Source organism: Peribacillus frigoritolerans, from assembly GCF_030676415.1.
GTDB lineage: Bacteria > Bacillota > Bacilli > Bacillales > DSM-1321 > Peribacillus > Peribacillus frigoritolerans_A.
The window spans coordinates 40,578-61,855 of the sequence record NZ_JAUUTW010000018.1 but is presented as its reverse complement, the minus strand read 5'-3'; the positions used below and the strand labels follow the sequence as shown (position 1 = coordinate 61,855).

Below are 21,278 nucleotides of genomic sequence, written 5' to 3'. Positions count from 1 at the left end.
TCCCCTCCTTATAAAAAGCTTTGCAGCAGCATTAAAGTGATAAACACCATAGAAACAACCAATGCTAGCAAAACCATAACAAATCTAAATCGAAAAACGCTCAGCATCAAAAGTGTGTTCTTTAAATCAATCATGGGGCCGAAAATTAAGAAGCCAAGGATTGATGAAACTGGAAAAATGCTGCTAAAGGAAGCTCCTATAAACGCGTCTGCTTCAGAACATAGAGATAAAACGTAAGCCAATCCCATCATAACAAATAAAGAAGAAGCCGGACCGTTTCCAGCCTCCAACAAAGATTTTGCTGGCATATAGGTTTGTACAAAAGCAGCTAAAAAAGCTCCTATAACCAGGTATTTCCCCATATCAAAAAACTCATCAATTGAATGTGTGAGCATCGACCAAAAACGATTGGAAAGTGATTGATTTATACTGTGATTATGGGTTGAAACAGAAATGATGGAAGACTTAAATTGATTGCCTTTAAAAATCCAACTGACAGCAAAGGCAACCATTATAGCCACCAGAAACCCTAACCCCATACGCAATCCAGCAATTTTAAAATCATTTCCAAATGCCATATATGTAGAAACAATAACAATCGGGTTGATAAGAGGGCCTGTTAACATAAAACCCATCGCAGCATGAATAGGTACTCCTTTTACAACTAAACGTCGAACAATGGGAACGATTCCACATTCACAGGCAGGAAACAGCGCTCCTACAATACAGCTCATTATTACAGCCATAACCTTATTCTTTGGAATCCACCTTTGAATATGTTCTTCAGTAACAAAGATTTGGATCACTCCAGCGATGAGGACCCCAATTAAAACAAAGGGCAGGGCTTCTATTAAAATACTTAGAAAAATAGTATTTAAATTTAACAATGACGGTGGAATAACAAAGGAATCTTTTATACTAGAACTGAAAGAAAACAGGATAAGAGCTAGTGCTATTATGATAATACCGGTTATATCTATCATATAACCTCGAATAATCCGAATCATAGGTACCTCCCTTAAAAAATAATGTAGTGCTACTTCCATAAAATATATTAGAAAGTTGATAATATATAGCAAACTTCAACAATTAAATTCACATGCTCAAAACTATGTGTATCAACGTTTGGAGGATAGATACTTTTTACTTCGACAAAGCTACCACCATTTTTTTTGTAAAATCTTAAAACGGATAAATCGTTGTAATAACTTTTAATTTCTCATCGTCCTTCTTTTCATCAACTTTATTGACTTTCTCAGTCTTACCGCATCCCGTTAAAAAAGGCTTAAGGTTGGTACAGAAGTGTTAATCAACTTATTATATTCATACTTGTTAACTCCTATTCTATTAAATGGGACTCCCTACTACTCAAAGAATAGAAGGTTTTTGTTTTTTTAAATCGTAATTATTACGGTTTAAATCTTAAAACAATTTTAGAGTAATGTAAAGGATTATTAGGAGGATAGTAAAAATTAACATGTACTAAAACAGGAGACCGTAATTTCATTACGTCAAAAAACAAGAGAAACAACCCGGACGGTTAGTACTGATGAAATATAGTCCACGCCGAAAAAGATCCCTTGTGGCGTCCCATCTAATAAGATGGCCACTCGACCTTCCATCAAAAAAGCGATCACGCGATCAGGACGCTCTGTATTCTGTACCTGCGAAAAAGGACTAAGGGGTTTTAATACACAACAATATGCCAACTTACATTCTTTCTTAATTTAGGCGTATCTCATACATAATTAATTAGCCATTAAAAAGAAAAAGAATCCTATTAAAAGATATCCTCTATAAGATTAAAATATTAAATTCAACAAACCCTTCCAAAAGTCATATATGAAACTTTTAAAAGACTCCTTTATATTTTACCCAACAAATATTTTTCATCTATCATATGCAAAAATGGTCATCATCAAACCTAAGATAGCACAAATCATATTCATAAATGAGTATGAGGCTATCGGCCCCATAATGACATCACCTAGCGAAACACCTAAATCAGCCATGGCAATGAATAAACCAAGTAACACATTTCGATTTACCTTAGGCAATACAAAGGTTAAATACGTTGTTAACGTTGGATAAATAATTGCCTGAGCTATCCCCATTAAAATCGCACCTGCATAGAAAAAGAAAGCCCCACCCGTTATAGAAACGCTTACACATTGCGCCGCTATTGCTAAAAGAAGCATAGCCCCCATGATAAAAGATGAATGCCATTTACCGTCTGAAGGAATCCTTTTCCTTAAAACAAAACGAGCAAAGACAACGGTACCAGCCTGAAGCATGAGATAAATTCCAGCATTTCCGTTTTTTAACAGCGTAGCGTACAGTGGTATGAAGGTTGTAATCGCTCCAAATAAAATGGAGGTAACTAACATCAAAACGCTGCATTTAAACAGAAACGGATTTTGTACCAACTGACTAAATGCCTTAAACATACTTACTCCCTGCTCATTATTAACTGAAGCAGGTTGTTCCTTTCCTTTTTCCATTTTGGCACTATAGCCAAACACCCATGTAGTGATGGCTATTGCTATCATCACGACTGTAAAATAATCCATACCTCCTTGCCAAATTCCTAATGCCAGTATGGGTCCAATAATACCTGGTATATAAGAGAATAAAGAATAAAGTGAGATGCCCTGAGAGCGGTCTTTCTCCGTTAGTGCATCAATAATGCCTATCTGCAATGCCATGGAAAAAAAAGCTGTCGACACCCCTTGTAACATACGGGCAACTAGATAGCCGCCTAACCCAGTAATCGTATATAATATTAAAGCAAAACAATTGACTATAAGAATAAGTTATTAATTTGTCCAATAATTTTCTAGCATAATCAGACCGAACGTTTTTTACTTGTTCGATTTTGTCGTTTTTCCACTGCCTAAAAATCCCGAAAGGACCTATACAGGTATCGATTTCGTTTCATCTTCATCCCCAATTCTATGGTAGTACTAGCATAGCTGACCTACCCGTAAATGTATGAATTGATTTAGTATAATATGATGGACAGGTCAGGTTAGTTTTTTCATCGGTGGCTCAATTCTTTCAATAGATCTGTCATCACTCACCCTTCACTCTATTAAATACGAGTGAAAGCTTTTTTATTGGTTTTATCGAATGTTACTGAGGCATAAGCATCATGAAGGTGGATAGATTCTTCATTACGACATTCCACTGTAAAGGATTGAATAAATGGTGCTTCATATAGATCAGAAGCTACAAGCCGAACCATGTCCTCGACAAATCGGGGATTTTCATAAGCTTTTTCAGTCACTATTTTTTCATCCGGGCGTTTTAAAATTGGATGAATTATGGCACTGGCATTTGATTGGGCCGCATGTAAAAGTACAGCTTTCCAATCAACAGACTCATCATAATCATTAGTTAACAATGCACTCATTTTAATGAAACCCCGTTGATTATGAGCGCTATACTCACTAATTTCCTTCGAACATGGGCATAAGGTGGTTACAGCACAGTTTAATTCAACCGTTCTTTCTATCTTTCCATGATGATAAGATAACAAGATTCTTGCTTCAGCATAGTTCAAACCTGCAAGAAAAGTCACAGGTGATGGCTGTTCGTAAAACCAAGGGAAACTTACTTCAAGCTTTGCATCTTTTTGACCTAAACGTTCGGATAATTCTTTAATAAAATCGGATAGTTGTGAAAAGGTTAAGGTAAATCCTTGCCTGCGATACAGCTCCAATTGTTCGGTAAAACGACTCATATTTGTTCCCTTTACATCATGAGGAATAGTGGAAGTTAACGTAAAGGTAGCGATGGTAGTTTGCGTTATTGGCTCTAACGTTGAGATAACGGAAACAGGAGTCTTGACGTTTGTAATGCCAACGGCATCGAGTTCAAATAAGAAATCTTCTTTCATATTTTGTAAATCCAACATGTTTTCTTTTTCGCTTGGCTTCGTTTTTATTCCAGGTTCCATAGAGCCAAACAGCTTTAACCGTTCATTCTTTGGGGGAAGTTTAAAATTATTCATGCATTACACTCCTTATAGTAAGTAAACGGTAACTAATGAACATATAGCTTTATCAGTGAACGTAATGGGCGCTAAATCTCCAATTTTTATCATTTTTTTTGCCACTAGACGCTTATAAAGAGTATAGCCCACCATACAATAACCAGATAATGACGCAGGATTAAGGATACACCTGCCAATGTTAGAACACTTTTCGGCTAATTTATACAACTTTACAGCTTTCGACACTGTTCTTTCACTCCTTTTCTTCTTTTTCAATAAATACGTCACTCATCTTGCCGAGAATGGTGTTGATACTAAAAAGGTTTTTTCATCATTCATTTCATATTTTTTTTACACCTTTCTGACAAATAAAGATCATACGGGGTGATTGCCGTGAATTAAAACAACTTGCATCATAGTGACCCAAGATGTCCTGAACGATAAGTCCATATGAATTTAGCATAGATAGCATTTTTTCTTTATGATATAACTTAATAACCTCTTCATATCGTTTTTCATCGTTACCGGATTTAATGATGATTTTTTTATGTACATGTCCCCCTACTATCCTCCTATATTGAATCAGCTCCACTGATCCAACTTCCTCTCTTGAATACGGAATAAGATTTTCTTCAACAAATGTAGGATTAAGATAATCCATAATAAAGTAACCTCCATCCTTCAAAGAATGGCTTATTCCCTCAATCACCTTCTCATTCTCATCATCACTTTCAAAATAACCAAAGCTTGTAAACATATTTACAACGAGATCCATTTCCTTACGAAACGGAATCTTCCTCATGTCACACCTCATATATTGAATAGGCATGTTCAATGACAGGTTGATAGCCTCTTGAAGAAGGGGTGCGGAGAGATCCACTCCAGTAACTCTCCAACCAAGCTGAGCAAGATAGCGAGAATGTCTTCCGTAACCACAGCACAAATCCAGAACGGATTGACCTTTCTTCCAGGGGATAAATTCAAGTAGATCCTTTAACTCACTACCTGCTTCACTGTGCCTATGTTGATAAATTTTTATATAGTCCGTTTGAAAATGTTCTTCATACCACGCGTTCATTTCCAGTTCACTCTCCTAATCTATCTTATAAAAATCTAAAGGAATTTATCCGAAACACAAAACGTAATTATTACGATTTATAATCCACTCTATCATTTAAAAATTGATTAATCACAACAATTATTTAATAATATTCATTTACTCACTCTGCTATTATCTTCTATCTTAAGTCTTTTCGTATTTCCCTCACTACATGAGATATCTCAGGAATAATAATCTTTTCCATGGCTAATTTGACCGCCCCACTAGATCCCGGCATAGAAAAAATGGCTGTATCATGGGATACACCAGCAATAGATCTACTTAAAATCGCTGCAGATCCAATATCCTCTAAATAACTTAGCATCCGGAATATCTCACCAAATCCTGTAAGTTGCTTCTCTACTAAGCTTTGAACAACTTCAATTGTAACGTCTCGGTTTGCTATACCTGTTCCTCCATTCAACAATACGACATCTATACCATTGTCTAAACACCCTGCCTTTATAGCTTCATAGATGGCCCCATAGTCATCTGTCACAATTTGATAATCTTGTATAGAGTGTAAAGCATCCTCTAACATCTTGATCATCAAGCTCCCACTTTTATCTGTCTCTTTTGAACGTGTGTCACTTACTGTGATGACTTTACAATTCACCTTTTTAGGGGCTTCTTCCTTATGTTGCTCAACACTCATCATTTTCCCTCTTTTCATTATGTATGAACTTATGATGGTTTCAATATAGCTGACAACTTTAAAATCCTAAGGCTGGAGTATACCTATAAATTAATCAAATTCTTTAAATTTCCATTTTGTTTTCTGACTTACATCCTCAGACTCCTCATCAAGAGAGACTTGGCTCTCAGTTGCTTTATTTTGACCATAGTATTTTCCTATGTAAGGAGTAGTTTCTTGATCCAAAGCAGCTAAAACTAATTGACATATCCGTCTCCCTGCCTTTAACTCAATTGGCACACGATTTGCATTGTAAAGTTCCAATGTAATATGTCCCTCAAACCCGGGAACAACCCATCCAGCATTTTGAATAAACAGACCTAACCTTCCAATAGAGCTTCTGCCTTCAACGAAAGCAGACATATTATTTGGTAACTTAATAACTTCTATGGTTGTTCCTATTACAAAAGCTTGAGGCGGAATAATAATATGATCTTTGTTAATTTCTTTATAAGCAGCTGGTTTGTCCAGTGAAATAAGAGGTGTGGAATATTCATCAATCGTCAAAAAATGATTTCCTATCCGTAAATCAATAGAAGCTGGTTGTAGTTGGGATTGTTTCAGTGGTTCAATGATAAGCTCTTGCTCCTTTATTTTCTTTAAGATTGTTTTATTAGACAGAATCACAAGCGTTGTACCTCCCGATCAATATTTTCTGATATAATCTAGCGATGATAGTTATATGCTTTCCTGCCGTATTCTTCGCTTAATTTTTCTACTGAAATTTACTATTAATTTGTGACTAAGAAAACCAATAAATAAGATGATGACCAATAATAAAGTAATGGTAGCTCCTGGTGGAGTTCCTAATGTATAGGAAGAGACCAATCCCAAAAAGATACTAAACATGGCAATAAGAACAGCAGTCACAATTACCACTTTAAAACCTTTCATGAACCTTATTGCAAATGCAGCTGGCAAGACCAATAGAGCTGAAACTAAAAGGACTCCGATCGTTGGTATAATGACTGAAATAGCTAAACCAACCAAGACGCTAAAGGATAGGGACAATAGGTTTGTATTGATGCCACTTGTATAGGCGGTATCTTCATCAAATGTCATTAAATATAACGGTCGCTTTAAAAAAAAGAAATAGAGGAGGGTAATTGTGGTTACTCCACCCATCACATAAAGCTGTTCCTTGCTGATCGTTACAATGGACCCAAATAAATATTGATCGATATTGGTTGTCATTCCGCCTTCACTTAGACTTAATAAAAATAAGGCGAATGACAATCCTGCAGCCATTAGAATAGCAATTGAAACCTCTGAATACGTTCGATATGCCCGCCTCATGTACTCAATACCAATTGCCCCTACTATTACGACAAGAATACTAGATAGCGTAATATCTGTATGAATGAAGAAACCGATGGCTACCCCAGCCAATGATACATGGGACAATGTATCCGCCATCAAAGCTTGTTTTCTTAATACTAGGAATACTCCTAGAATAGGAGCGATAATGGCAATTAATCCACCTGCCCAAAATGCTCGCTGCATGAATTCCAAGTTAAACATTTCCATCCACCTTGTTCCCCCCTCTCTAAGCGAAGAATTTTATCCAAATATCCCTGCACTTCATCCTGTTCGTGCGTGACCATCACAACGGTCCGATGATGTTTTTTTACTTGATGGTACATAAATTCATAAAACCCTTTTCTGCTCTCAGCATCCATTCCTGTTGTCGGTTCGTCCAATACCAATAAGTCTGGATCGGTAGCAAGAACTCTTGCAATAATAATTTTCTGTTTTTGTCCTCCAGATAAAGCGCCAATTTTGTGATGACGAAACTCCCACATCCCTACCATTTTCAAGGAATTTTCTATTTTTTCTTCATCTTCATGGTTTAATCTTTTTAACCATCTGCCCTTAAGAAATCTCCCAGATCGTACTAGCTCTATAACTGTACTTGGAAAACCCGAATTAAAAGAGGCAATTTGTTGAGGGACGTACCCAATGGTAAGACGTTTTCCGTCGGCATTTTTTTCACTTATTGTAATCGTACCTTCCCAAGGTTTTAGTAAGCCTAGCATGACTCGTAGCATCGTTGATTTGGAAGCTCCGTTGGGTCCTGTAATTCCCACAAACTCTCCACTCTGTATCTCAAAGGATACTCCATTTAAAGTAGGTGAATGAGTATAACCAAAAACAATATTATGCAAAGTAACGAGTTTCATTTTTCCACTCCTCTCTGAAATCATTATAAAAAGTGTGCGTCCTTTCCTGTTTAAGGCGCACACTTTTTCAAAGTTAATTCAGCTTAGTTCTATTTATTTACAAAAGATTTTTCAAGAGACTTTAAGTTATTCTTCATAACTTCAATATAACCCAGGCCTTTCTCCTGATCTTCCTTGCTTAAACCCTCTAACGTATTTAACACCTCTGTTTCAGCTCCCAGTTCTCCAGCTAATGTTTGGGCAACCTTAGGAGAAGTTGTTTCCTCAAAGTAAATCACGTTAATTTGATGCTCCTTAGCATATTTCTTTAGTTCAGCAAGTTTTGCTGGACTTGGCTCTTCTGATGGAGATAATCCTGCAATGGGAACCTGTGTAAGACCATACTCTTTTGCTAAATATCCAAAAGCAGCATGTTGTGTAATCATTTCTTTATTGGAAGGTTTATCGAGAGTAGTACGGTAAAGTTCATCTAGCTCCTTCAATTGTTGGATATAATTTTTACTATTCCTTTCATAATAATCCTTGTTTTCCGGATCTTGTTTGACTATCGCATCAGTGATCGTTTGAACTTCCTTTTGAGCAAGTACTGGGCTTAACCATACATGCGGATCTAACTGCTTATGGTCTTCATCATGACTTTCTTCATCATGACGGTCTGATTCCCCGTTATCGTGATCTGAATCCTCTTCGGTTCCTTCCATTAAAGAGATCCCCTCACTTGCTTCTATAAACAGTGGCTGACCTTTACCCAAACTTTCTTGGATAGACATGATCCATGTTTCCATAAAAGGACTGTTATAAACAACAAGATCTGCTTTTTGAATAGCTGCCATATCCTTAGGAGTCGGCTGCCAATCATGCGGTTCAATATTTGAGGGAATCAAGAGATCCACTTGAGCCTTATCTTGTGTAATGTTTTTAGTAAATTCATACATAGGATAAAAGGTCGTGACGATATGTATTTTTTCATTTGCAGACTCTTTTTCCCCCTGATTGTTAACCACTTCTTCATTGCTACATCCCACCATGACCGTAAAACAAGCCAAGGCTACTAATATTGCTTTTACTTTATATAGTTTCATTTTTCTCCCCTTTTCCATTACCCAACAATTGAACATCCTTTTCGTTGCAAATCGTAATAGTTACGATTTATATTTAACCAATGACAATTTACCACTTATTTAAAAAAAGAACAAGTATATTTTTAAAAATAGAGGAATAAAAAAATCCATCTTTTTAAACGCTGGATCGACCACAGGGTCAAAAAGTTTGTTAGAAAGTTAAAATCTTGATGACCTTATTACAAAAGCCTATATATATTTACCCCTTTAGTTCATATGAACTTAGCATGAATCTCTTATCCCGATGATTTATGGTACACCTACCTTGTAGAAACGTTTCATTCACTTTATAATTATAAATCGTAATCATTACTTTTTAGGAAATTTACTAAATACTTATTTACTAATCAGGATGAAGTTAGACTTTGTTACGACAAATTCAATTAATAGTTGAGGGGATGATTTCAATGAGAAGTGTGGAGATTTATATTCTGGCAGGCTTTTTAGGAGCAGGTAAAACCACTCTGCTCCAAAGGATTATGAATGAGGAACAAGTAAATAACAGGAAAGTGGCTGTAATTATGAATGAAATGGGACAAGTCTCGATAGATTCAGATGCGGTTCCAAAAAATGTTCCTTTAAAGGAATTACTAAATGGCTGTATTTGCTGTACACTATCAGATAAACTCGAAGTCCAATTATCCGAACTCCTAAATCAGTTTGAATTGGATGCGATTTACATTGAAACGACTGGGGTTGCCCATCCAGTTGAAGTGTTAGATGCCTGTTTATCTCCTCTCCTAGCTGACAAGGTAAGGATACAATCGATTATTACTCTATTAGATGCTGCCTGTTGGATGGATCGCCATAAATTAAAGATTACTCTTCGAAAGCTAATTACGGAGCAAGTAAAACATGCTGATACGATCGTATTGAATAAAATTGATCGAATTTCAGATGGAAGCCAAAGGATTATTGAAAAGGAATTATCCATGATTAATCTAACTGGTAAGATTATTCCGACGAAATTTGCCAACATCAATTTGAGTACGATCCAATATATTGAAAGAAAAGGAAAAGGTGAACATGAGAAAACACATGCTATTGATCACCTGCATATCAAGACTTATGTTCATACCTTCTCTCACCCTATTAACGAGAAATTATTTGAAGACTTCTTAAAAACAATGCCTGACTCCATTTATCGAATTAAGGGGTATATCGGTTTTACAGGTAAACGGGAAACATTTCTCTTCCAATATGCTTATGGCATGCCCTTCCATACAAAATCAGGTTTAAAGGTGAATAATATTCTAGTGTTTATTGGGGATGGATTAGATCACTGCTACCTACAGAAAACACTGAATAATTTAGAGAAAAATAGCATGTCCTTGGAACATTAACTTTTGCTGAACTTTTTAGTATTTGCACATGGCTTAAAAAAGGGTTAAAATAACATCATTCAAATCGTAATGATTACGCTTTGAATGATCATACAATATTTATATGAGAAAGGAGAAATCGATTTGGCAAATAAATCAAAGGCGGAAAAAGAGAAGCAACGCCGAGAATAGTTAAATCCGGGCATCAAAACACCAGTTGGTAAAAACATCCTTTCAGGATATAGCTCTACTGAAAATGCTTACTCGGTAATTTAGTGAATTTAGTCGTTTAGAAAGTTAAAAATGAGACAATAATTTATTTTAAATCGTAATTATTACGATTTATCTGGAGGGGAAATTAAATATGGCCACATGGAATTTAAGTAATACGAAGCATCATGTTCTCATTTGTAACGGTAGCAGCTGTACTGAGGTCGGATCAGAAGAACTGACTCAAGCAATTCGTAAAGAAATCTCAGACCGACAGGTAGACGACACCATTCACACAACTCGTACACGTTGTAATGGAAGATGCCATGATAAGTGCGTTGTCATCGCCTATCCCAAAGGAACTTGGTATAAGGATTTAAAACCTGAGGATGCCTCCCCCTTTGTCGATTCACTCCTTGCTAATGAGGATTATACAGAAAAAGTAAGCCACTCATTCCTTGGGGATGGTTTTGTACGCGCAGAAGGAGTTGTTGCCGGGGTTACAAAAGACAAGGAAAAAGTAATCAGAGTATCAAAAATAAAATAAATGGGAGAAAAAATATGACTTTAATCGAAACAAACAAAATCCCGGTCACCATTCTGACTGGATATTTAGGTGCAGGTAAAACTACGCTTTTAAATCGGATCCTAACAGAAAAGCACAATCAAAAGATTGCGGTTATTGTTAATGAATATGGGGAAGTTGGAATAGACAACCAGTTAGTAGTTGATGCTGATGAGGAGATCTTGGAGATGAACAATGGTTGCATCTGTTGTACGGTTCGTGGGGATTTAATTCGCATCCTACGAACTCTGGTTTTTTCAAGTGAACAGGGGCAGACAAAATTCAATCGTGTTTTGATTGAGACAACGGGTTTAGCTGATCCGGCACCTGTTGCCCAGACCTTTTTTATGGATGAATTACTATCCGAAAAATTCGAAGTGGACAGCATTGTCACTGTAGTAGATAGCAAGCATGTTACAAAGCATTTGGATAGTCATGATGAGGCACAAGAGCAAATTGCTTTCGCTGATGTGATTATTCTAAATAAAACGGATTTAGTATCTGATGACGACCTGAATACGTTGGAGCGAAGACTTACCAACATGAATCCTGCAGCTAAGAGAATGCATGCTCAAAATTGCAATATAAATTTAAGAGATATTTTAGGAATTAATACGTTCGATGTGAATCGCAAGCTTGAAATCGACCCTCATTTCTTAGAAGATCATCACCATCACCATCATGATGATAAGGTATCATCGATTGCCTTTCGTGAAGAAAAGCCACTCGATTTCGATAAGATAAATGAATGGATGAGTTACCTTGTTCAAGAAAAAGGGGAAGATCTTTTACGGTATAAGGGAATTCTTCATATACAAGGAATCCAACAACGAATAGTATTCCAGGGACTCCATATGTTATTTTCAGGAAGACCAGATCGGAAATGGAAAGACAGCGAAACAAGACTAAGTGAACTTGTTTTTATTGGAAGGGACTTAAATAAAGATGAGTTAGAGCAGCAATTTAAAAATTGCATAGCGACCTAACATAACTGTTTTTTTCCTCACTACCAATAATCTAATTTTACATGTAAAAGAGAAAGAACCCGATTCAGAGATTAACTGAAAATTCCCATGAAAATTTTCAATTAATCTCTACATTCATAATGAAAGGGGAACTTCCTTACTATGCTTGAAAGCCTTTATCGACAAGTTATCATAGATCATTATAAACAAAAGAGAAATTTTGAAGAAATAACAGGAGAATATGTACGGAAAGTACATTATAAAAACCCTACTTGCGGGGATGTCATGACTTTATTTATTGCCCTTGAACATAATCAAGTTAAAAAAGCAGCCTTCCTTGGTGAAGGCTGCAGCATTAGTATGGCATCTGCATCTATGATGACAGAACTTATCGAAAACAAGTCACTAAAAGAAATTACTTCCCTAAGAAAGGCATTTAAGCAGTTAATTCGCCATGGAGAGATACCAGATGGGGTAGATTTAGGTGATAGTTTATCGCTACAAGGAGTGCATCAATTAAAAGCAAGACATAATTGTGCGTTAATGACTTGGCAAGCATTAGTTAAAATTTTAAAAGATGAGAAGGAATACGATACCCTTTAGTTTATGTAGGAAAATACTACTTAACCATTAACATCTTTATACGTTATTAGTGTTATCAAATATACTAAGATTCTTTCAAGTATCCGTCTTGTTCATACCCTTGCCATACAGTAGGTCATCCTTCTCATTCTATAAGTTCGGAAGGAAAATTATCTGTGTTGGTATCGGACATATAAAATGATCTAACAACTTTGGAGCATCTTCCCTCACATATTCTCGCAGAGACATCACCTAAACAAGGGCTAAAAACTCGATGAAGTTTTTTGTAAGATGCAATAGATAAATCAGCGCTATTATTTATGTGTCATTATCCAAACCCGGGATTTGGACATATAGACTTCAAAGAACGTTTTATTTCAGATTTAAAACAAAGAAAAACTAAATGGGGATGAATTTCTTGAATTTAGAAATATATCTAGATTACATAAAAGATAATGGTTACAGATGCACCCCTCAACGATCGAGTATATTATCTTATTTTATAGGGCAAAAAAATAGATTTGTGTCAGCCAAATCTGTAACAGATCATTTACGATATAAAATGGGAAATGTCAGTTCTGATACCGTGTATCGAAACCTTCACATGTTCAAGGACATCGGTATCATCGATCTTACTTTTCAGGATGGGGAGAGCCTATTCCATTTAAAAAATGAAATTAATACTCATGAATATAAGTTCATTTGTACAGAATGTGGGAATACGACCAATCTAAACTTGTGTCCAATGGAAAAAATGGATACCTCCCTTAATGATTACTTAATTTATGATCATAAGTTTGAAGTTTACGGAGTTTGCCCATCTTGTCTGTAATAGACTTCAATATTAGTACAATGTTTTCATAAAATGATATCAATTTACTCTATGTAACTATAACCATATACTTTTTGAGTGACTTCCCAAAAAAATTCCTTAGGAGAAACAAAAATAAAAATACCACCCAATTAATATCAGAAGGTATCTTAAAAAAAGAAAGGAACACCAAGAGAGTTTCTCAAGCTGTAATTAGTTTGTACACCTTTTATTAAATATCTTCGCTAATTTACACCGTGTCCCCGATTCTAGGTAAGTAGTAGCCTTTAGGCCCTGTGCCCCAATACTACTAGTATGATTAAAATAGCTTTAGCATTATCAAAATAAGGATCACGTTTCATAAAAATCCTGCCCTCCTATGATGCAACTAATTATATCTCCTGATAATCAAATTCAACCTGGTAAATTTCAACAGCTTTTGCCTATCATTATTCCTTCATTTGTAGGAGGGAATCGAAGGGGAAAGCAGGCTCAGGTTTTAAATCCTTTTGTCATGGGTAGATTACGAACCCAAACAAATAACAGCCAGTCTCTTTTATAAAAAGATCTGGCTGTTAGCTCTATTGAATTCTTTTCGCTCCTAAATATCTTTTTTCCCAATAACTATTATCCATAGAAGTAATAGTTACACCGGATGAGGAGCTGTGTATGAATTGATTACCCCCGATATAAATACCCGCATGCGAAGTACCAGGTTTATAGGTTTCAAAAAAGACCAGATCCCCAGCTTGTGGTTTGGACATTTTTATTACTCCTCTATAACTTTCTACTTAATGAAGCTCCAATCCTTCAAGGTACTACTAGCAGTTGACGATTTTTTCATAAAAAAGCCCTTCAAACTGAAGGGCTAGAATTGAAAAATAATTTAACACTGTGAGCTAAATCTAATTTAATTTACATTTTAAAGTCAGAATGAATTATTACAAACTACGTTTCAAGAAAGCTTTCGTCCTGTCAAACTGTGGATTTGTTAACAGCTCTTCCGGGTCGCCGGATTCAATGATTTCTCCATTGTCCATGAAAATGGCCCGATTTGCCACTTCTCTTGCGAATTCCATCTCATGCGTCACGACGATCATCGTCATGTGTTCTTCAGCCAAATTCTTCATGACCTTCAGTACTTCACCTGTGAGTTCCGGATCAAGGGCAGAAGTAGGTTCATCAAACAGCAGGATTTCCGGGTTCATCATAAGGGCCCGGGCAATGGCCACCCTTTGTTTTTGGCCGCCGGAGAGATTGGCAGGGTATGCCGTCGAGCGATTGGAGAGCCCCACTTTCTCCAGCAGTTCGGCACTTCGTTGCTGAATGACCGCGTTGGGCTCTTTTTTCGCCATTTTAGGTGCGATTTCCAGATTCTCTTTAACCGTCATGTGAGGGAATAAATTAAAGTGCTGAAAAACCATTCCCATTTTAGAGGTGATTCGTTTGAGTTCTTGCGCATTCGAGTAAACTCCGTCCTTCACCATAATATCACCGGATACCACGATACTGCCGTCGTTTATTTCTTCTAGATGGACGAGGCTGCGGAGCATCGTACTTTTCCCAGATCCAGATGGGCCGATCACTGCAATCACATCGTTTTTATTTACGTCAAAAGTAATCTGTTTTAGTACGTCTATCTTGTCATATGACTTTTTGAGGTTGGATACTTCAAGGATAGCCACATTCACCACTCCTTCTATTCAATTTTGAATCGTTTTTCGAGCCATTTAAACAACATAGTTAATACGAGCGTGATAAGGAGATAAATGATACCCGCCATGAAAAATGGAACAATTGTAAAATCACGATTCACTGCTGTCTGTGCAAAGTGTAATAGTTCCGGTACAGCTACGGCATAAAGCAGCGCGGTATCCTTGACAAGTGTCACCGATTCGTTGGAAACGGCCGGAAGCGCCACGCGGAACATTTGAGGCAGAATGATTTTCCTCATTGTCTGCCATTTAGTCAAACCCAGTACCTGGGCGGCCTCATATTGACCTTTATCGATAGCCAGCAGACCCCCGCGGAAGATTTCAGCATAATATGCCGCATAATTTAAAATAAAGCCCAAACATGCAGCTACAAAGCGATCCAAAACCATATATTCACCAATCACGGGAATCATCGGAAGCCCGAAACAGATAAATAGCAATTGAAGCAACAGCGGTGTACCGCGCATCAAGTAAATATAGGTATGGGCAAGCCAGGCTACCGGCTTGATTTTGCTTCTTACAGCCAGAGTTAGCAAGAAGCCCAAAGGAATGGACAAGACAATGGCGATCAAAAATAAGAGGACAGTCATCTGTGCCCCTTCGAGCATAGGCTTTAGTATTGATAAAAGATAATCTGCTGACATGAATTGATTCCCCCAAAAACAAAACAGGGTTTCCTAAGGAAATCCTGTTAGCTTAATTTTGTACGTTCAATTACTTTAAAACCTTATTTTCCCCGAACCATTTCTCAGAGATTTTAACGGCAGTGCCATCCTCGTTCAGTTCATCAAGTGCCCCTTGAAGCTGTTTCAGAAGATCTTCGTTCCCCTTTTTCACGCCTACTCCATATTCCTCTGGTGCTAGCGATTCATCAAGAATCTTAAAGGTTTCTTTTTCTTTGGACATGTAATATTTAATAACAACTTCATCAATGACGACAGCATCCACTCGGCCAGATTTAAGGTCACTTAGAGCCAATACGTTATCGGAGAATTCCGTGATCGTCTTGATTTTAGATTTAACCGGATTAGCATTCAATGCATCTGATGCAGATGAAAGCGATTGAAGACCTACTACTTTTCCTTTTAAATCATCAAGTTTAGTAAGCTTCGAATCTTCACGTGTAACAACCACCTGTGCATTTTTTAAATAGGGCTTCGTAAAAAGAACCTTCTCTTTACGCTCATCAGTAATGGTGTACCCGTTCCAAATGAGGTCTATACGCCCACTGCTTAGTTCGGATTCTTTTGTTTTCCAGTCTATGGGCTGAAATTTAACCTTTACCCCCATTTTTTCTGCAGCCGCTTTGGCATAGTCAATATCAAAACCAGTGATTTCGTTATTCTCATCTCGGAATCCCATGGGTGCAAATTTATCGTCGATGCCTATCACCAACGTCTTATCTTTTTCCTCCGGTTTGGAAGAACATGCTGCAAGAAGTGAAAACACGGCTACTATTGTCAGCATAATTGTCGCTATACGTTTCATATTAAAAAACCACCTTTGGCTTAAGTATGACTCTGTATACTTTAGTTTACTAATGTATTAGAGTGGTAAATTATCGTATGATAAAGTTAACACAATATAAAAATGAATGTCAACGATATTTTTTAGTGTATTAGTATACTAAAGGATTTATATTTTATCTGTGAAATTATGACTAGCCCTTGATTATCTCCTTGGGTCACGGCTCGCTTTCCTACTTCCTATTTAAAATACTAATGGTGGTCCCTTAACAACCATTAGTCTTTCTACTATAAGTATTACTTTATTTTACTTCAATGGACTCTTCTTGATGTCCATGTATGTCATCTTTTTCATAATGTACTTTTACATGGTAAATACCTTGTGTTGCAAATTTTTTAGTCAAATTATATTTTCCACACTAACCCTCGGTAGCTTCCAAAAATTCATGCCTTTCTTCATTTTCGTGCCAAATTTCAAATCTAACCCTAGCTTCGTTAAATGGTTGTTTTTCGGTTTTTATATTAGCTGATAAAGTAACGTCCTTATTAACTAATATTGCTACATTGGTTGTAAATTCAATAGTTATATCAGATTCTTGTTTATAAACCCGTATGGGACATTTAAGCTAAACCTCCAAATCTCTTGCTTTTTTTTTCGCCATTAAACGTTTATAAAGAGGAAAGCCAAACATATAATACCCTGAAAATGACAGCAGGATTAAGGATAAACCGGTCATTGTGAGGATACTGTATCTATACCAATCGCCAAAGAAGGATCCATCATGCAAAGTAATGAGGAAAGTCGAGTAATCTGGATTTGTGGATAACACTTTTCCCGTACTTACATCTATTTGAACACCTTGACCGTTATTAAAGCGAACCTGGTACACATTTGCACTTGGTCTATATTCAATTCTAAATATATCTTCAACCGAGTCCACACCTGGAAGATCCTGAGATGTAGCAATGGACACGGCCTTCTCCATGGATATCGCTTGATCTGGACTTGCCTCTTTCCCCGTCCTTAACTCATCAGCCACTCCGAGTGGTATCATATAAACAAGCACGAGACCCGTGACTGCGATGAACATAAAAAAAACGGATAAAATCAATCCGGTCCATTTATGTACTTTTCGGCTTAATTGATATAACTTTACAGATTTCGACATTCCCCAACACACTCCTCGACTTTTTTTCGAAACAATACAAATGCCTATTACGAAATTTCTGAATTTTTCGCTTTTTTTCTTGCCATTAGACGTTTATAAAGAGGAAAGCCAACCATATAATACCCTGAAAATGACAGCAGGATTAAGGATAAACCTGCCATCGCTACAGCACTGAATTTATACCAATTCCCAAAGAAGCTTCCATCATGCATAGTAATGAGTAAGGTTGTGTAATCTGGTTTATTTGATAAAATTTTCCCCGTGCTCGCATCCATGACAACTTCTTGATCGTTTGCTAGAACCCTGTAAACATGTGGACTTGCAGTCAATTCAATTCTTGAGATATCATTAATCGACTTTACACTGGAAAACTCCTGAGAAGTAATGGATAGAACCTTATCAATAGGTATCGTTTGGCTTGGCTCGGCATTTCCCTCCACTGTATTAACACCCGAACCCAATCCAAGTTGTGTTGAAAAAACAATCAAAAGTCCTGTCAAAGCCAAAAACATAAAAACAACAGATAAAATTAACCCTGCCCATTTATGTACTTTTCGACTTATTTGATATACCTTTACAGCATTTGACACAGTTCCTTCATCCCCTTTTTAAATTTGTTAAACCCTTAATAACAGGCTCTAGAGAACAAAAACATTAACAGAAATCCCCAAACAGAACGGAGAGATAATTTCAAGCAAACACAATTTATTGTGGCCCAATTGATTTCCGTCAAGTTCAAGACTGGCAAAAACAAATAAAAAAGGGGCCATATTGACAGACGGATCCCGTCATCAATACAGCCCCCTATTTTCACTAAATAACTATAGGCTTTTATTATTCAACTGTGGTTAATTCCACTATTTTTTGCAACTCCATTAAACCAACTTTTCCTGTTCCCTACGCCAATTCATTCGCGTTCACTCGCTTGTTAATGAGGATTCTTCCTCTTTTTCTGCAAACGCGTAAACAATTGCTGGTGTCCGATTCTTCTGTCAAATCCTCTTTTTTAATTTTCTGAATTGACTAATAACTTACCTTATTGTACGCGGAAGCATACTGTTCAGTCAACATATTTTTATCCAAGTGGTTCTTCATTATCTTCTAAAAGAAGGAAAACAACAAAACTGCTATTTTTTATTAAACATTTAAATATGTCTTTTTGCACTATCCTCCCTCAATAAACTAAACACAATCTCACACCAATAATAAGGATAAATATCCAGTTTTGTTTGTAAGTCTTATTTCATTAAATGGCCCTTAAATGTAAAAATGAGCGCGATCCTTCATACAGGAAAGCGCCCTTTTCTTGAATTTCAATTACTTTTATATAAATACGCTTGTTTGCTACCGAATTTGATTTAATTCTTCAATATGTAAAACCAAAAATACTTTATGTTTACGAAATGAGAGTAGAAGATTTATCTTCATTTAAAATGGCTTAATGGGAATAGGGTGCATGATTTCCACTGATTTTGGTTATGTTTCGGAAACTTGAATGTATAAAAGCGAGTCTAAGATGTCATCATCAATCTTTATTTTATACTCCCAGTGTGACTGAATCTACTGGGACGAATCTTTTTAATTCGCCAACAATTTTTCTTCATTTGACCCAAGCTTGATCGTGTATTCAGTCGGTATCCATAAGCCTGTATTCTCATTTCTTCCTTGGAGAACATATTTCGGGTTGTTTTTGCCCATCCGTTCTGCAGCTGTTTTCGCAAGCTTGCCGATATCACCTGTTTTGAGGCGGTTGATAATTAAACCGAGTTTCAAACTCTTAATTGTCAGCATTTCATAATCTGTGCTGCTGTCTCCCGCTACGAATATCGGACCGTAACCGCCCCTCGTTTTGGAGATGGCGTGTTCGATCACTTCCACCTTACCTTCTCGAGCAGTGATCGGCCAATTGTCTTCATATTCTGCTTGAGTAATTCCTTCCTTCTTTTTTAATCTCATCCCAAAGACATTTTCCTTTGGAAGGTTGTAGCCGTATTTTGGATTTGACGAAAATACCTCCACCACCTCTTCCATCGAAGCCGAAATAACATAAACGTCAATCCCATTCTCCATAAAAGTATGCATTAAGTTTGCGATTTCCGAGGCCAGACGCAGTCCTGTTGTATAGGTAACTTGAACAGTACCGGCTTTTCCTAACATGGACCCAGGACTTATAAGCGTCACCGATGCCATTTCCGCCCCTAAATTATAATCATTTGAAGCCTCTGCAAGCTGCTGAACTTCTTCGGTCGACATGTTGGCAAATAAATAAAGCACCCATGGATATCCGATTTCAACACCGTATGTTTCCCCAATGGCTTCATACAGAAAGTACATTTTCGCTTTAAAATCTTTAAATTGATCAGTTGAATGTAGCGTTTCTAACCGCTCTTTTCCATTCATCCCATTATAGTTGGAATAAAGAAATTCGTAATCGCGCTTCAGATCCTCGGCGATTTGCTTGAGAGTGACTGCATCTCCTTGAAGGTTTTTAAACTCGTGTGAAAAGGGTCCATTCGGCACATTCTTTTTGATCACTTCATAAAACTCTTCCGGTTGCATGTTATATGCCAAGTGATCAATTTGATAAAGAAAGAGGGCCTCCTCCGTATCATTCATGATGCTCGTATGATCCCAATCAAAAACAACATAAGGTTTTCGTTTTGGATCGTATCCTGTACTTCCAGCACCATGCTTATCAATTAGGTTTTGAACAGACTTATAGGTGTCAGGAGCCCATTTTCCTTTATCCAACACTTGAATACAATGGCCCTCCCTTTTTTGCGGAGTCGAAACTGCTTTTCCGCTTGCAGCCGCTCCTAAGGAAGCAGACAAAAACAAGCAAATAACGATCATGCCAAATAAAGCCTTTAATTTGGTTCTATTATTCATATTATCCCCCCTGAAAAATGCAAAAGACGCCTGCCCAATAGCTCGTTATTAGCTATTGAAACAGGCGCCATTGCCGATTGATTCTTTTATTTGTAAATACTATCACGAATTTTCAAAATAATCAAATATTTATTTGTGATTCTTTTCTTCATTTGTAACTTTATAAAAAGATTGATCATTTCTGTGAAATTAGTTTTTTCTGCAGGACGTTTATAGAGGTCCTCTTTCTTATCCATTTAATTTCTCAATAATGAGTTTGGATAACTTCTTCTAACTTCCTTTGAAGACACACTTGCCCCTATCAATTTATGCTTGAACACCTTAAAAAGGCTATCTAGTTTAGTGTTGATAATCCAGAAGAGAATCATATTTTTTCTCCTCCAAATTGATTCACCGACAATGAATTTTTGATGGTTCTAAGGTCGTTATTATATCGAATATTTTCATGAAGTTTTCGGTAAAAAGCCTAAATCTCTTTTCTGAAAATTAAATTCAC

At 36.7% G+C, this 21,278-nt stretch carries 19 protein-coding genes and 4 pseudogenes; 6 read left to right on the top strand and 17 right to left on the bottom strand.

Annotated elements, in window-relative coordinates; genetic code table 11:
* Positions 1 to 8: 8 nt before the first annotated feature.
* Positions 9 to 1,007, bottom strand: a complete 999-nt coding sequence (locus Q8G36_RS17330) for a permease (protein WP_305161141.1) — start codon at positions 1,005 to 1,007, stop codon at positions 9 to 11.
* 465 nt (positions 1,008 to 1,472) lie between these two features.
* Here Q8G36_RS17330 and rpmG point away from each other — a divergent pair.
* A pseudogene (gene rpmG / locus Q8G36_RS17325) lies at positions 1,473 to 1,567 on the top strand (50S ribosomal protein L33); the annotation flags it as partial.
* A 16-nt stretch (positions 1,568 to 1,583) separates the two neighbouring features.
* On the opposite strand, the pseudogene Q8G36_RS17320 reads toward rpmG, so the two are convergent.
* The 9 genes and pseudogenes from Q8G36_RS17320 to Q8G36_RS17280 form a co-directional block, all read right to left on the bottom strand.
* Positions 1,584 to 1,682, bottom strand: a pseudogene (locus Q8G36_RS17320) (spore germination protein); the annotation flags it as partial.
* 207 nt (positions 1,683 to 1,889) lie between these two features.
* A pseudogene (gene cntE, locus Q8G36_RS17315) lies at positions 1,890 to 2,810 on the bottom strand (staphylopine family metallophore export MFS transporter CntE); the annotation flags it as partial.
* Between the two features lie 281 nt (positions 2,811 to 3,091).
* Positions 3,092 to 4,012 carry a GTP cyclohydrolase FolE2 gene (gene folE2 / locus Q8G36_RS17310; RefSeq protein WP_305161140.1) on the bottom strand — a complete coding sequence of 307 codons (921 nt, stop codon included), beginning with the start codon at positions 4,010 to 4,012 and terminating at the stop codon, positions 3,092 to 3,094.
* A 322-nt stretch (positions 4,013 to 4,334) separates the two neighbouring features.
* Positions 4,335 to 5,072: a class I SAM-dependent methyltransferase gene (locus tag Q8G36_RS17305; protein ID WP_305161139.1), complete on the bottom strand. Its 738-nt coding sequence runs from the start codon at positions 5,070 to 5,072 to the stop codon at positions 4,335 to 4,337.
* Between the two features lie 160 nt (positions 5,073 to 5,232).
* Positions 5,233 to 5,748: a MogA/MoaB family molybdenum cofactor biosynthesis protein gene (locus tag Q8G36_RS17300; RefSeq protein ID WP_305161138.1), complete on the bottom strand. Its 516-nt coding sequence runs from the start codon at positions 5,746 to 5,748 to the stop codon at positions 5,233 to 5,235.
* A gap of 90 nt (positions 5,749 to 5,838) precedes the next feature.
* Positions 5,839 to 6,414 (bottom strand): dCTP deaminase, encoded by a 576-nt coding sequence (dcd, locus tag Q8G36_RS17295; protein WP_305161137.1) that lies wholly within the window; start codon positions 6,412 to 6,414, stop codon positions 5,839 to 5,841.
* Positions 6,415 to 6,465: 51 nt separating this feature from the next.
* A complete protein-coding gene (locus tag Q8G36_RS17290; protein WP_305161136.1) occupies positions 6,466 to 7,314 on the bottom strand; it encodes a metal ABC transporter permease in 849 nt (282 codons plus the stop codon).
* Positions 7,260 to 7,967, bottom strand: a complete 708-nt coding sequence (locus Q8G36_RS17285) for a metal ABC transporter ATP-binding protein (protein WP_305161135.1) — start codon at positions 7,965 to 7,967, stop codon at positions 7,260 to 7,262. The genes Q8G36_RS17290 and Q8G36_RS17285 overlap by 55 nt, the downstream gene beginning before the upstream one ends.
* Before the next feature lie 89 nt (positions 7,968 to 8,056).
* Positions 8,057 to 9,049: a metal ABC transporter substrate-binding protein gene (locus tag Q8G36_RS17280; RefSeq protein ID WP_370694079.1), complete on the bottom strand. Its 993-nt coding sequence runs from the start codon at positions 9,047 to 9,049 to the stop codon at positions 8,057 to 8,059.
* A gap of 446 nt (positions 9,050 to 9,495) precedes the next feature.
* Between Q8G36_RS17280 and Q8G36_RS17275 the strand changes: the two genes are divergently transcribed.
* The 5 genes from Q8G36_RS17275 to Q8G36_RS29330 all read left to right on the top strand — a co-directional run bounded on the left by Q8G36_RS17275 (position 9,496) and on the right by Q8G36_RS29330 (position 13,564).
* A complete protein-coding gene (locus tag Q8G36_RS17275) occupies positions 9,496 to 10,431 on the top strand; it encodes a CobW family GTP-binding protein (RefSeq protein WP_305161134.1) in 936 nt (311 codons plus the stop codon).
* A gap of 343 nt (positions 10,432 to 10,774) precedes the next feature.
* Entirely contained in the window at positions 10,775 to 11,167 is a 393-nt protein-coding gene (locus Q8G36_RS17270) for a (2Fe-2S) ferredoxin domain-containing protein (RefSeq protein WP_054396478.1), read from the top strand.
* Between the two features lie 14 nt (positions 11,168 to 11,181).
* On the top strand, positions 11,182 to 12,171 hold the full coding sequence (locus Q8G36_RS17265; protein ID WP_305161133.1) for a CobW family GTP-binding protein: 990 nt from the start codon (positions 11,182 to 11,184) through the stop codon (positions 12,169 to 12,171).
* A 141-nt stretch (positions 12,172 to 12,312) separates the two neighbouring features.
* On the top strand, positions 12,313 to 12,753 hold the full coding sequence (gene sufU, locus Q8G36_RS17260) for a Fe-S cluster assembly sulfur transfer protein SufU (protein ID WP_305161132.1): 441 nt from the start codon (positions 12,313 to 12,315) through the stop codon (positions 12,751 to 12,753).
* Positions 12,754 to 13,135: 382 nt separating this feature from the next.
* Entirely contained in the window at positions 13,136 to 13,564 is a 429-nt protein-coding gene (locus tag Q8G36_RS29330; protein WP_370694078.1) for a Fur family transcriptional regulator, read from the top strand.
* A 560-nt stretch (positions 13,565 to 14,124) separates the two neighbouring features.
* Here the strand turns inward: Q8G36_RS29330 and Q8G36_RS17255 are convergent.
* From Q8G36_RS17255 to Q8G36_RS17225, 7 genes and pseudogenes are all read right to left on the bottom strand, one after another.
* Positions 14,125 to 14,304, bottom strand: a pseudogene (locus tag Q8G36_RS17255) (C40 family peptidase); the annotation flags it as partial.
* A gap of 180 nt (positions 14,305 to 14,484) precedes the next feature.
* Positions 14,485 to 15,228: an amino acid ABC transporter ATP-binding protein gene (locus tag Q8G36_RS17250; protein WP_305161131.1), complete on the bottom strand. Its 744-nt coding sequence runs from the start codon at positions 15,226 to 15,228 to the stop codon at positions 14,485 to 14,487.
* 14 nt (positions 15,229 to 15,242) lie between these two features.
* Positions 15,243 to 15,902 (bottom strand): amino acid ABC transporter permease, encoded by a 660-nt coding sequence (locus Q8G36_RS17245; RefSeq protein ID WP_305161130.1) that lies wholly within the window; start codon positions 15,900 to 15,902, stop codon positions 15,243 to 15,245.
* Positions 15,903 to 15,972: 70 nt separating this feature from the next.
* Positions 15,973 to 16,746, bottom strand: a complete 774-nt coding sequence (locus Q8G36_RS17240; protein ID WP_305161129.1) for an amino acid ABC transporter substrate-binding protein — start codon at positions 16,744 to 16,746, stop codon at positions 15,973 to 15,975.
* Between the two features lie 604 nt (positions 16,747 to 17,350).
* Positions 17,351 to 17,929, bottom strand: coding sequence for a PepSY-associated TM helix domain-containing protein (locus Q8G36_RS17235; RefSeq protein WP_336622973.1), 579 nt, complete (start codon positions 17,927 to 17,929; stop codon positions 17,351 to 17,353).
* An 11-nt stretch (positions 17,930 to 17,940) separates the two neighbouring features.
* Entirely contained in the window at positions 17,941 to 18,483 is a 543-nt protein-coding gene (locus Q8G36_RS17230) for a PepSY-associated TM helix domain-containing protein (RefSeq protein ID WP_305161127.1), read from the bottom strand.
* A 988-nt stretch (positions 18,484 to 19,471) separates the two neighbouring features.
* A complete protein-coding gene (locus Q8G36_RS17225) occupies positions 19,472 to 20,782 on the bottom strand; it encodes a haloacid dehalogenase-like hydrolase (protein ID WP_305161126.1) in 1,311 nt (436 codons plus the stop codon).
* Positions 20,783 to 21,278: the final 496 nt, after the last annotated feature.